A 12,510-nucleotide genomic window follows, 5' to 3' on the forward strand; every position below is an offset into this window, starting at 1 on the left:
GGCGCAATCCCATGACGTTCCAACAGCGTTTGATCCTGCTGGTCACCGGTCTGGTGCTGCTGGCGGTGGTGGCGGTCACCACGACGATGGCATTCACCACGCGCGCGGTGCTGACCGAGCGGATCGAGGCGGAAGCGCGGCTGACCGCCGGCATGCTTGCCCGCGGTGCCGCCCAGGCCGGCGACCTCCCGCGGGAAGTCGATGCCCTGCTGTCCGAACGGCTGCTGTCGGAAGCAACGCTGACCGCCCATCTGGTGGCGCTGGCGGAAACGGCGAAGCTGCCGCCCAAGGCCATCAACGACCGGTTGAAGCAGATCGCCGAGTCGGGTGGTCCGGACGAGATGTGGATCACCGACAACCGCGGCCGGGCCTATCTGCACAATCTGCCCGGACCCGATCCGGTCTTCGGCCAGGATGCCAAGGGCGGGCCACGCCACGGCGCTTACAGCGGCCTGCTGAACCGGTCGCCCGCCTCGCTGGTGTCGGAACCGGCGATGGAGAGCGGCCGGCTGATGAAGTTCGCCGGCGTGACCGGCGTCGACCGGCCGCGCATCGTCCAGGTCGGTGCCGACATGCGGCGCCTGGCAGACCTCCTTCGCAAATCGGGGGCCGAGGGCGTGATCGACGGGCTGATCGCCACCCGTGCGGTGGAGGCGGCCTGGCTGCTCGACCGTGACGGCCGGGTGCTGGCGCGCGGCGCCGTGCTCGCCAACGGGTCGGGCGGTCCGCTGTCCGATGCCGACACCGCCGCGGTCAAGGCGGCGGCGACCACCGGCGACGTGACGACCCGCGTGTCGGGCGACGGGCTGCTGGCGCTGGCGCCCATCCGCTATGCCGCGGCCAACGCCGCCGCGGCCGGCCTGCCGGCGGTCGCGGCCGTGCGCGTTCCCTACAGCGAGCCGGGGGCGATGCTGGGCCGGCAGCTGAAGATCGGCGGGCTGGTTGGCGTCTTCGTGCTGGCGCTGGGCGTCTATCTCTGCCTGCGCTTCGCCCGCGACCAGATGGCGCCGGTGGAACGGCTGAGCGAGGCGGTCAAGGCGGTGGAGGCCGGGCGCTTCAACCCCCTCAGCCTGAACGAGGCGGCGGACCGCGACGACGAGTTCGGCCGGCTGTCCCGCGTCTTCCGCCGCATGGCGATGGAGGCGACGGCGCGCGAGGAGACCCTGGACGCCCAGCTGGTGATGCGCGGGGCGGAGCTGGAGACCAAGAGCGAGAAGCTGGCCGCCGCCGAACAGCTGATCGAGGAGGAGCAGCGCGCCGCCCGCGACGTGCAGGCCAACCTGCTGCCGCGCCAGCTACCGGTCGGCCGCGACAGCCAGTTCTTCGGCACGCTGGTGCCCGGTCATGCCGTCAGCGGCGATTTCTACGACGTGGTCGAACTGGACGAGCGCCACAGCCTGCTGGTGACCGCCGGGGTGTCGGGCGGCGGCGTGCCGGCGGCCTTCCTGATGCTGATGGTGCGTGCCGCCATCCGCGAGGCCGCCCGTCCGGGTGTCGGTCCGGCGGCGATCCTGACCCACGCCAACGAGCGGCTGTGCGGCGAGAGCCCCTTCAACGGCTTCGCCACCGCCTTCGTCGCCATCTACGACCGTGCCGCCGGCACTCTGCTCCATGCCGCCGCCGGGCACCGCGGCGCCTGCCGCGTCACCGCCGAGGGCGGGGTGGAGTTCCTGTCCGCCGCCGGCGGCCCGGCGCTGGGCATCCGCCGCGGCGCCCCCTATGGCGAGGCGACCACGGTGCTGAATCAGGACGAAACGCTGTTCCTGTGCACCGACGGCGTGCTGCAGTCCGTCGACGGTCAGCGCGAACCCTTCGGTGAGGAGCGCCTCGCCGCCGCCCTGGCCCACGGCCGCGGCATGTCGGCCCGCGACCGTGCCGAACTGGTCCTGCGCAGCGTCCAGGCCCATGCCGCGGAGGGTGCGGTCGCCGGGGATCTGGTGTGCCTGGCGATGCGGCGGCTGCTGCCGGTGACGGAGGCGGTGGAGGCGGTTTGAGGGGGTGCTCTATCCGTGCCCCCTCCCTGACCCTCCCCCGCTGGGCGGGGGAGAGGGGACTGCCAGCGCATGGGCGAACGCCTCCACCCCCTGCACGCCGGCCGGAGTCAGCGCATAGGTTCCTCGCCCGACCCGCTCGAACCAGCCATAGACGTTGCGCAGCAGCATCGGCCCGACATCCTTCGGCGCCCCCGCCTTGCGCAACGCCGCGACGGTCAGCGGCCCGTCGCGCAGCATGCGGGCGATGCGCAGCGCGTCCTGACGATAGGCGGTGACGATGGCGACGCGGGTCGACCCGCCGCGGTTGGGATCGCCGATCCGGCGGGCATGCTCGCCCAGCAGCCGGTGAGCACGCTTCTTGTCCTTGCGCGGGCTGTAGGGAACCGGATCGAGCAGAACGGCGACGCGTTGCCCCTCCGCCAGCCCGAGGTCGACCATCAGCAGGCCAAGCCCCAGCCGGCGGCAGAGCTTCTTCACATCGCTATCCAGCGGTGACGGCCCGGTCGCCTTGCGCCCCGGCTGCGGCACGGCGAGATAGACGCTGTCGCTGATCGCCAGCCGGTCCACCCCCTGCAGCACGAGGTCGAGGGTGAAGCGCTTCTTCAGCTCGACGATCACCGGCGGCTCGGCGCCGCGCGTGGCGACGAGATCGCAGCCGTGGATCTCCGCCTTCACGTCATAGCCCTGGTCTTCCAGAAAGGCTTTGACCGGCGCGTAGAGGTCGGTTTCGGCGGTGACGGTCAAAACAGCGTTTCCCCGGCCGAAGCCTTATGCACCGATCAGCATGTCGAGCGCGGCCACAATGACCGTATCCTCAGCCATCAGGCTGCCGACACACGGACCCATATCGGCAACCGGGACAGCGCCGGCGAACTGGTTGACCATGACATGTGGCCGCCCCTCGACGGTGAGGACAGGATTGAGCCGGACGGCCGGCAGTGGCGCATCGTCCGGCGGCAGCAGCGGTGCGACGAAGCGCGTGTTGAGATCGCGCAGGATGTTGGCCTGCAGGTCGATCAGGTAGCCTGGACCGTCAAGACGACGGTGGACATCGAAGCGGGCCATCGGCGACGGTGCCCGTCAATAGGGCCGGTATCGGGCCAGTGGAAGTCCATGGGCCTCGACATAGGCATTGGACGACGCCAGTGCCTCCCGGTTCTCCTCCAGCCAGCGCTTGCGCTGCAGTTCGGCGATCTGGTCGGCCAGACCGCGCTCGCACGCCCGCGACACGTTGATGCCAAGCGCCTTTGCCTGCTCCAGCAGATCGCTGTTGAGGCTGACGTTGGTCGCCCGCTTCGGAGCGGATGCATCGAAAGGCAGGCGCGTGTCGGGCATCGGTCTCTCCATGGCCATGCACAGTCACTATGCGCATGGCCATGGAGAGGATCAAGAGGCCGCCTTTTCCCGATAGGGCGTCAAGCCGCCGCCTTCTGCTTGCGCAGGATGCCCAGGATGTCGGACGCCGCCTTCGGGATGTTGGTGCCCGGCCCGTAGATCGCCGCGGCGCCCGCCTTGTAGAGGAAGTCGTAATCCTGCGGCGGGATCACGCCGCCGCACACCACCAGGATGTCGCCGGCACCCTGCTTGCGCAGCTCCTCGATCAGCTGCGGCACCAGCGTCTTGTGGCCGGCGGCCTGGGACGACACGCCGATGACGTGGACGTCGTTCTCCACCGCCTGCCGCGCCGCCTCGTCCGGCGTCTGGAACAGCGGCCCGATGTCGACGTCGAAGCCGATGTCGGCGAAGCTGGTGGCGATCACCTTGGCGCCGCGGTCGTGGCCGTCCTGGCCCATCTTCACAACCAGGATGCGCGGCCGGCGGCCTTCCTCGGCGGCGAAGGACGCCACCTCCTCCTGGATCTTCCTGAAGCCCTCGTCGCCCTCATAGGCGGAGCCGTAGACGCCCGACACTGAGCGGATGACGGCGACATGGCGGGTGAAGGCCTTTTCCAGCGCGTCGGAGATCTCGCCGACGGTGGCGCGGGCGCGGGTGGCCTCGACCGCCAGGGCCAGCAGGTTGCCGGTCTTCTCGGTGGCCGCCTTGGTCAGCGCCGCCAGCGCCTCCTGGCACTTGGCCTCGTCGCGGCTGGCGCGGATCTGCTTCAGGCGGGCGATCTGCGCCTCGCGGACGGCGGTGTTGTCGATGTCCAGCACGTCCACCCCCTCGGGGTTTTCCGGACGGTACTTGTTGACGCCGACGATCACCTCCTCGCCGCGGTCGATGGCGGCCTGGCGGCGGGCGGCGGCTTCCTCGATCAGCAGCTTGGGCATGCCGCTCTCGACCGCCTTGGTCATGCCGCCCATCTCCTCGACCCGGCCGATCAGCTCCAGCGCGGCGTTGGCGAGGCTGTGGGTCAGATGCTCGATGTAGAAGGAACCGCCGAGCGGATCGACCACCTTGGTGACCCCGGTCTCCTCCGCAACGATCAGCTGGGTGTTGCGGGCGATGCGGGCGGAGAATTTGGTCGGCAGGCCCAGCGCCTCGTCGAAGGCGTTGGTGTGCAGCGACTGGGTGCCGCCCAGCACCGCCGCCATCGCCTCGATGGTGGTGCGGATGACGTTGTTGTAGGGATCCTGCTCGGTCAGCGAGACGCCGGAGGTCTGGCAATGGGTGCGCAGAGCCAGCGAGCGGGCATCCTTCGGCTGGAACTTCTCCTGCATCAGGGTCGACCACAGCAGGCGCGCGGCGCGCAGCTTGGCGATCTCCATGAAGAAATTCATGCCGATGGAGAAGAAGAAGGACAGGCGCGGCGCGAATTTGTCGACCGGCAGCCCCTTGGACATCGCCGCCCGCACATATTCCAGCCCGTCGGCGATGGTGAAGGCCAGCTCCTGCACCGCCGTCGCCCCCGCCTCCTGCATGTGGTAGCCGGAGATCGAGATCGAGTTGAACTTCGGCATGTGCTGGGAGGTGTACTCGATGATGTCGGCGATGATCCGCATCGAGGGTTCGGGCGGGTAGATGTAGGTGTTGCGGACCATGAACTCCTTGAGGATGTCGTTCTGGATGGTCCCGCTCAGCTTGTCCTGGGAAACGCCCTGTTCTTCCGCCGCGACGATGTAGCCGGCCAGGATCGGCAGCACCGCGCCGTTCATGGTCATCGACACCGACATCTTGTCGAGCGGGATATCGGCGAACAGGACCTTCATGTCCTCCACGCTGTCGATCGCCACGCCGGCCTTGCCGACATCGCCGACGACGCGGGGATGGTCGCTGTCATAGCCGCGGTGGGTGGCGAGGTCGAAGGCCACCGACAGGCCCATCTGGCCGGCCTTGAGGTTGGCCTTGTAGAAGGCGTTCGATTCTTCCGCGGTGGAGAAGCCGGCATATTGCCGGATGGTCCAGGGCTTCACCGCGTACATCGTGGCGCGCGGGCCGCGGGTGAAGGGCGGGAAGCCGGGCAGCGTGTCCAGCTCCAGCCCTTCCAGGTCGGCGGCGGTGTAGAGCGCCTTGACGTCCAGCCCTTCCGGGGTCTTCCAGACCAGCTTGGAAATGTCACCGTCGGCGCCGAGGTCCTTGGCGGCCAGCTTGTCCCAATCGGCAAGGGTCTTCTTCGGGAACTCGGTCATCGACGCCTCCTGAGGGCTTCTTATGGGCGCAGGTTATGTTGGCAGTGCGTTTCCTCCCGATGCACCCCCTTCCGCCGGTCGAACCGACCGAAGGAAGGGGGGCAAGGGGGGTACGCTTCCTCTCGATACTGTTCTTCTTATTATACGGTTACGCGAATTCCACGATCTTCTGATCGACCGCCAGGCTGCTGCCTGGGGCTGCGTGGATTTTCGCGACCGTCCCGTCCTGCGCGGCGCGCAGAATGTTCTCCATCTTCATGGCCTCGACCACGGCCAGCACCTCGCCGGCCTTGACCTCCTGGCCTTCCGTCACCGCCAGCGACACCAGCAGGCCCGGCATCGGCGACAGCAGGAACTTCGACATGTCCGGCGGCGCCTTGACCGGCATCAGCGCGTCGAGCGTTGCCGCCTTCGGGGTCAGCACCTTGACGATGGCCTGCGACCCGCTGTGGTGCAGGCGATAGCCGATGCCGACGCGGTCGACCTGGACGCAGACAGGCGTGCCGTTCACCGAGCCACGGAACAGCGGCTCGCCGATCTGCCAGTCGCTCCACACCGTATGGTGCTTGCCGGCGATGTCCACCATATAGCCGATGCGCTGCGGGCTGCCTTCAGTCGATTCCAAAGGGGCGGGTTGCAGATGCACCGGGTGCGCCGTGCCGTCCAGCACCACCACCCAGTCGTCGCGCACCTTCGCCTTGTTGCCGGCCATCTTGCCGGAGATCTGGATGTCGCGGTCGTTCAGGCTGCGGTGGATCACCGCGGCCACCGCGATCAGCACCGCCGGGTCTTCCGGCGGCAGGTCCGAGGCGTGGAAGCCGGTCGGATATTCCTCGGCGATGAAGTTGGTGGTCAGCCGCCCGTCGACGAAGCGCTGGTTCGCCATCAGCGAGGCCAGGAACGGGATGTTGTGGCTGACGCCGCGGATGTAATACTGGTCCAGCGCCTCGCGCATGCCGGCGATCGCCGCGTCGCGCGTCGAACCCCAGGTGCAGAGCTTGGCGATCATCGGATCGTAGTACATCGAGATCTCGCCGCCCTCGAACACGCCGGTGTCGACGCGGACATGCGGGTTGGCGGCCGGCGGCCGGTAATGGGTGAGGCGGCCGGTGGAGGGCAGGAAGTTGCGGAAGGGATCCTCCGCATAGACGCGCGCCTCGACGGCCCAGCCGTTCAGCTGCACGTCTTCCTGGCGGATCGTCAGCTTCTCGCCATAGGCGACGCGGATCATCAGCTCGACGAGGTCCAGGCCGGTGATCAGCTCGGTGACCGGGTGTTCGACCTGGAGGCGGGTGTTCATCTCCAGGAAGTAGAAGTTGCGCTCGGCGTCGACGATGAATTCCACCGTGCCGGCCGACTTGTACTGCACCGCATTGGCCAGAGCCACTGCCTGCTCGCCCATCGCCTTGCGGGTGGCGGCGTCGAGGAACGGGCTCGGCGCCTCTTCGATGACCTTCTGGTGGCGGCGCTGGATCGAGCATTCGCGCTCGTGCAGGTACAGGCAGGTGCCCTGCCCGTCGGCCAGCAGCTGGATTTCGATGTGGCGCGGCTGCTGGATGTACTTCTCGACGAAGACGCGGTCGTCGGCGAAGCTGGAGCGCGCCTCGTTGGTGGCCGAGCGGAAGCCCTCGCGCGCCTCCTCGTCGTTCCAGGCAACGCGCATGCCCTTGCCGCCGCCGCCGGCCGAGGCCTTGATCATCACCGGATAACCGATGTCGCGGGCGATCGTCACCGCCTCTTCATCGTCGGCGATGACGCCGAGATAGCCGGGGACGGTGGAAACGCCGGCTTCCTTGGCCAGCTTCTTGGACTCGATCTTGTCGCCCATCGCCTGGATGGCGTGGGCGTCCGGACCGATGAAGGCGATGCCGGCGGCCGCCAGCGCCTCCTGGAACTCGCGCTTTTCCGACAGGAAGCCGTAGCCGGGATGGACGGCCTGGGCGCCGGTCTTCTTGCAGGCCTCGACGATGCGGTCGACCAGCAGATAGCTCTGGGCGGACGGCGCGGCGCCGATGTGGACGGCCTCGTCGGCCATCTCGACATGGAGCGCGTTCTTGTCGGCGTCGGAATAGACCGCGACGGTCTTGATGCCCATGCGGCGTGCCGTGCGGATGACGCGGCAGGCGATCTCGCCACGGTTGGCGATGAGGATCTTCTCGAACATGCTGCCAGCCCTCACAGCGGAATGTTGTCGTGCTTGCGCCAGGGGTTCTGGAGCTGCTTGTTCTTGAGCATGGACAGCGCCTTCGTGATGCGGCGGCGGGTGCCGTGCGGCATGATGACGTCGTCGATGTAACCGCGCGAGGCGGCGACGAAGGGATTGGCGAACTTCTGCTTGTACTCTTCCGTACGCGCCTCGATCTTCTCGGCGTCGCCGATGTCGCTGCGGAAGATGATCTCCACCGCGCCCTTGGCGCCCATCACCGCGATTTCCGCGGACGGCCACGCATAGTTCACGTCGCCGCGCAGATGCTTGGACGACATCACGTCGTACGCGCCGCCGTACGCCTTGCGGGTGATGACGGTTACCTTCGGCACCGTGGCCTCGGCGTACGCGTACAGAAGCTTGGCACCGTGCTTGATGATGCCGCCATACTCCTGGCTGGTGCCGGGCATGAAGCCGGGGACGTCGACCAGGGTCAGGATCGGGATTTCGAAGGCGTCGCAGAAGCGCACGAAACGCGCTGCCTTCTTGGAGCTGTCGATGTCGAGGCAGCCGGCGAGCACCATCGGCTGGTTGGCGACGATGCCGACCGTGGAGCCGTTCATGCGGGCGAAGCCGATGATGATGTTCTTGGCGTAGTCCGGCTGCAGCTCGAAGAAGTCGCCCTCGTCCACGATCTTGAGGATCAGCTCCTTCATGTCGTAGGGCTTGTTCGGATTCTCCGGCACCAGAGTGTCGAGCGAGAAGTCCTCGCGGTCGAGCGGATCGACGCAGGGGCGGACCGGCGCCTTCTCGCGGTTCGACGACGGCAGGAAATCGACGAAGCGGCGCAGTTGCAGCAGAGCCTCGACATCGTTCTCGAAGGCCAGATCGGCCACGCCCGACTTGGTGGAGTGGGTGACGGCGCCGCCCAACTCCTCCGCGGTCACGACCTCGTGGGTGACGGTCTTCACCACGTCGGGGCCGGTGACGAACATGTAGGAGCTGTCCTTCACCATGAAGATGAAGTCGGTCATGGCCGGCGAATAGACAGCACCGCCGGCGCACGGCCCCATGATCAGCGAGATCTGCGGGATGACGCCCGACGCGTCGACGTTGCGCTGGAACACCTCGGCATAGCCGCCGAGCGAGGCCACGCCCTCCTGGATGCGGGCGCCGCCCGAATCGTTCAGGCCGATCACCGGGGCGCCGACCTTCAGCGCCTGGTCCATGATCTTGCAGATCTTCTCGGCATGCGCTTCCGACAGCGCGCCGCCGAAGACCGTGAAGTCCTGGCTGAAGACGAAGACGAGGCGGCCGTTGACGGTGCCATGGCCGGTCACCACGCCGTCGCCGGGAATCTTCTGGTTTTCCATGCCGAAGTCGATGCAGCGGTGTTCGACGAACATGTCGAACTCCTCGAACGACCCTTCGTCGAGGAACAGCTCGATCCGCTCGCGCGCGGTCAGCTTGCCTTTGGCGTGCTGGCCGGCGATGCGCTTCTCACCGCCGCCCAGCCGCGCCGCGGCGCGCTTGGACTCCAACTTGGCCAGAATGTCTTGCATCGGGCGTTCCCATATCGTTGGCGTCGCAGTGACGGTCCCCGCTCCGGCGTCGAGCGACGCAATCATTCACCGGAACGCCGCGGATTATTCACAAACTTCGCAGCGCTTCAAACAGCCTCTTCGCAAAAACGTGCGAAGTTGCGAAGCCCTTTGCAAATACGGATTTGCGCTTGCTAAGATTGCGAAGAACGTCCGGTTTTCAAAGGCGATCCAGGGGCGGGATTTTATACGCATGCAAAAGAAGCTATTCCTTGGCTACAAGCTGCGCCGCCTGCGCGAACAGCGCGGCCTGACCCAGGCGTCGCTGGCCAAGACTCTGGAACTTTCCCCCAGCTATCTCAACCAGTTGGAGAACAACCAGCGCCCGCTGACCCTGCCGGTGCTGATGCGGATCGCCGCCACTTTCGAGCTTGAACTGTCCGCCTTCCTGGAGGATGAGGACAGCCGGCTGGTCTCCGACCTGCGCGAGGCGCTGGCCGACCCGCTCTTCGTCGGGGCGCCGCTGACCGCCGGCGAGCTGCGCAGCGTGGTCGGCTCCAGCCCGGAACTGGCCCGCCGGGTGCTCAGCCTGCATCAGGCCTATCAGAAACTGCATGAGCGGGTGCAGTCGCTGGCCGACAGTCTGTCCAACCGCGAACCCAGCAGCCAGGAGGGCGACAGCTTCGCCGGGCCGCAGTTCCCCTACGAGGAGGTGCGGGACTATTTCCACTACTGCAACAACTACATCGGCCCGCTGGACGAGGCGGCGGAGCGGCTGTGGGACACCGAGAAGATCCATTCCGGGTCGCTGCTGAACGAGCTGGCCGCCTATCTGAAGCGCCGCCACGACGTGCGGGTGAAGATGGTCGCCGACGAGGCGGGGGAGACCGCCATGCGCAGCTACGATGCCTCCACCGGCACGCTGCGGCTGTCGGCCCTGCTGACCAGCTCCAGCCGTGCCTTCCACATGGCGAACCAGATCGCATTGCTGGAATTCGGCGACCAGATCGACGAGCTGGTGGATCAGGCCAAATTCTCCAGCGAGGATGCCCGGTCGATCTGCCGGGTCGGGCTCGCCAATTACTTCGCCGGGGCGCTGGTGATGCCCTACCGTGCCTTCGCAGCGCAAGCCCGCGCGCTGCGCCACGATGTGGAACAGCTGCAAAGCCGCTTCTCCGCCAGCTTCGAGCAGGTCTGCCACCGGCTCTCCACCCTGCAGCGGCCGGGCGCCCGCGGCCTGCCCTTCTACTTCGTGCGGGTCGACATGGCCGGCAACATCACCAAGCGCCATTCCGCCACCCGCTTCCACTTCGCCCGCTTCGGCGGCGCCTGCCCGCTGTGGAACGTGCACGAGGCCTTTGCCCAGCCCGGCAAGATCCTGGTGCAGTTCGCCCAGATGCCCGACCGAACCGCCTATATCAGCATCGCCCGCACCGTGACCAAGCGCGGCGGCGCCTATCTGAAGCCGTCGCGCCAGTTCGCCGTCGGGCTGGGCTGCGAGGCCAGCCATGCGCCGGAACTGGTCTATGCCGCCGGCATCGACATCGCCGACATGAAGGCGGCGGTGCCGATCGGCGTCAATTGCCGGCTGTGCGAGCGCACCGACTGCCAGCAGCGCGCCTTCCCGCCGATCGGCAGCGAGCTGCGGGTGAACGAGCACCACCGCAGCTTCGTCCCCTACCTGTTCAATCCGCCGGACACACGGTCCGGCTGAGCGCCTCTTCCGACCGGTCCACCGGTCCGTCGTCGAGCACGACGCGGTCGCGCCCGTCATCCTTGGCGCGGTAGAGCGCATTGTCGGCACGGATCAGCAGGCGGTCGATGCTGTCGCCGTCGAGAAAGCCGGCGACGCCGAAACTGCCGGTCTGGCGGTGACCGTTGGGGAAGTCATACTCGCGCATCGTGCGGCGCAGCCGCTCGGCCATCGCGAAGGCGGCTCCCGAGCCGGTTTCCGGGCACAGGATCAGGAACTCCTCGCCGCCCCACCGGCCGACCGTATCGGTGGTCCGCAGCGCCTTGCGCGCCAGGGCGGCGAATTCGACCAGAACCTGATCGCCGAAGACATGCCCGAACCGGTCGTTGACCTGCTTGAAATGGTCTAGATCGACAAGGATGATCGCCATCGGCCGGCCATAGCGGGCAGCCCGCTCCATTTCCGAACGGCAGACCTCGTTCAGGTGGCTGCGGTTGGCAAGGCCGGTCAATACATCGGTGCGCGACTGCACCCGCAGCCGCTCGTTCACGCGCATCAGCTTGACGATCCAGAACAGGCTGGTCAGAAGGACCGCGGCGGGAAGCGCCAGCAGCTTCGCCAGCGTCCATGCATCGAGCGGCGATTGGACCTGAATGGAGACATGCCGGTTGGCGATGGACGTCCGTTCGGCGGCGGAAATCGTTCCGACCCCGCGGTCGAGGGCGGCCAACAGCTCCGGCTCGTCCCTGCGAACCCCGATCCGCAACGCATTCTCGTAGCCCGGCAGATGGCCGGCGACCTTCAGGTTGAACCAGCCGGCGGTCTTGATGGTGTAGACGGCGACCGTCAGCGACCTCAAGGTCATGTCCGCCATGCCACGGGAAACCGCTGCGAAGGCCTCCGCCTCGCTGTCGACCAGGACGATGCGGAGGTTGGGGAAATCGCGCCTCACCCTTTCCTCGACCGAGGTTCCCCGGGGAAGCACCATCGTCTCGCCGCCGACAGAGGAGAGATCGGCGATGTAGTCGTGACCTTCCCGCGTCACCAGCACGTTCGGATCGACGAACAGCGGTTCGGTGAAGGCCAGCCACTCCTCCCGCTTCGGCGTCCGGTTCAGGAAGCTGAGGAAGCGGCATCGGCCGTCGCGCACCGCCGCGATGCTCTCCTCCCAATCGCGGGTCGGCACGGGGCGCAGAGCCACCCCGGAACGCTGCGAAACCAGCGCCAGCAGGTCCGCCGCGATCCCCTGGTGCTTTCCGTCGCTGGAGATGGATTCGTAAGGAGGCCAATCGGGATCGGCGCAGTAGGGAACGGCTTCGCCGCCCTGGGCCGCCGCACCGGCCAGAAGCGGAACCGCAACCGCGATCACGCCCAAGGGCTGCAACAGCCGGCCGACCGTTCGCCGATACATCGAATCCGCCATCAAGCCACTTCTCCGGCGTTGGCCAGCCTATCCCGGCCAGCCTACTTCGGTATGTCGTCGCAGGATAACGCGCTTTGCGTGTCGCGGCTTGGGAAATGATGCGCCGCTGGCCCGCTACTTGCTGATAATGGGTCGCATTATCGG

9 protein-coding genes are annotated in these 12,510 nt (G+C 67.3%); 2 read left to right on the plus strand and 7 right to left on the minus strand.

The window, feature by feature from the left end; genetic code table 11:
- The first annotated feature begins 11 nt into the window (after positions 1 to 11).
- On the plus strand, positions 12 to 1,994 hold the full coding sequence (locus AZOLI_RS23765) for a PP2C family protein-serine/threonine phosphatase (RefSeq protein WP_014249748.1): 1,983 nt from the start codon (positions 12 to 14) through the stop codon (positions 1,992 to 1,994).
- Positions 1,995 to 2,003: 9 nt separating this feature from the next.
- Here the strand turns inward: AZOLI_RS23765 and AZOLI_RS23770 are convergent, their stop codons facing one another.
- The 6 genes from AZOLI_RS23770 to AZOLI_RS23795 form a co-directional block, all read right to left on the minus strand.
- On the minus strand, positions 2,004 to 2,738 hold the full coding sequence (locus AZOLI_RS23770; RefSeq protein WP_014249749.1) for a DUF2161 domain-containing phosphodiesterase: 735 nt from the start codon (positions 2,736 to 2,738) through the stop codon (positions 2,004 to 2,006).
- A 24-nt stretch (positions 2,739 to 2,762) separates the two neighbouring features.
- Positions 2,763 to 3,059 carry a CcdB family protein gene (locus tag AZOLI_RS23775; RefSeq protein WP_014249750.1) on the minus strand — a complete coding sequence of 99 codons (297 nt, stop codon included), beginning with the start codon at positions 3,057 to 3,059 and terminating at the stop codon, positions 2,763 to 2,765.
- A 15-nt stretch (positions 3,060 to 3,074) separates the two neighbouring features.
- A complete protein-coding gene (locus AZOLI_RS23780; RefSeq protein ID WP_044552888.1) occupies positions 3,075 to 3,329 on the minus strand; it encodes a type II toxin-antitoxin system CcdA family antitoxin in 255 nt (84 codons plus the stop codon).
- Between the two features lie 80 nt (positions 3,330 to 3,409).
- Positions 3,410 to 5,563 (minus strand): methylmalonyl-CoA mutase, encoded by a 2,154-nt coding sequence (gene scpA, locus AZOLI_RS23785; protein ID WP_014249752.1) that lies wholly within the window; start codon positions 5,561 to 5,563, stop codon positions 3,410 to 3,412.
- Between the two features lie 148 nt (positions 5,564 to 5,711).
- On the minus strand, positions 5,712 to 7,727 hold the full coding sequence (locus AZOLI_RS23790) for an acetyl-CoA carboxylase biotin carboxylase subunit (protein ID WP_014249753.1): 2,016 nt from the start codon (positions 7,725 to 7,727) through the stop codon (positions 5,712 to 5,714).
- 11 nt (positions 7,728 to 7,738) lie between these two features.
- Entirely contained in the window at positions 7,739 to 9,271 is a 1,533-nt protein-coding gene (locus tag AZOLI_RS23795) for an acyl-CoA carboxylase subunit beta (RefSeq protein ID WP_014249754.1), read from the minus strand.
- Between the two features lie 232 nt (positions 9,272 to 9,503).
- On the opposite strand from AZOLI_RS23795, the gene AZOLI_RS23800 reads away from it, so the two are divergent.
- Entirely contained in the window at positions 9,504 to 10,964 is a 1,461-nt protein-coding gene (locus tag AZOLI_RS23800; protein WP_014249755.1) for a helix-turn-helix domain-containing protein, read from the plus strand.
- Here the strand turns inward: AZOLI_RS23800 and AZOLI_RS23805 are convergent.
- Entirely contained in the window at positions 10,936 to 12,366 is a 1,431-nt protein-coding gene (locus AZOLI_RS23805; protein WP_162488396.1) for a diguanylate cyclase, read from the minus strand. The genes AZOLI_RS23800 and AZOLI_RS23805 overlap by 29 nt on opposite strands.
- Positions 12,367 to 12,510: the final 144 nt, after the last annotated feature.

The organism is Azospirillum lipoferum 4B, assembly GCF_000283655.1.
GTDB lineage: Bacteria > Pseudomonadota > Alphaproteobacteria > Azospirillales > Azospirillaceae > Azospirillum > Azospirillum lipoferum_C.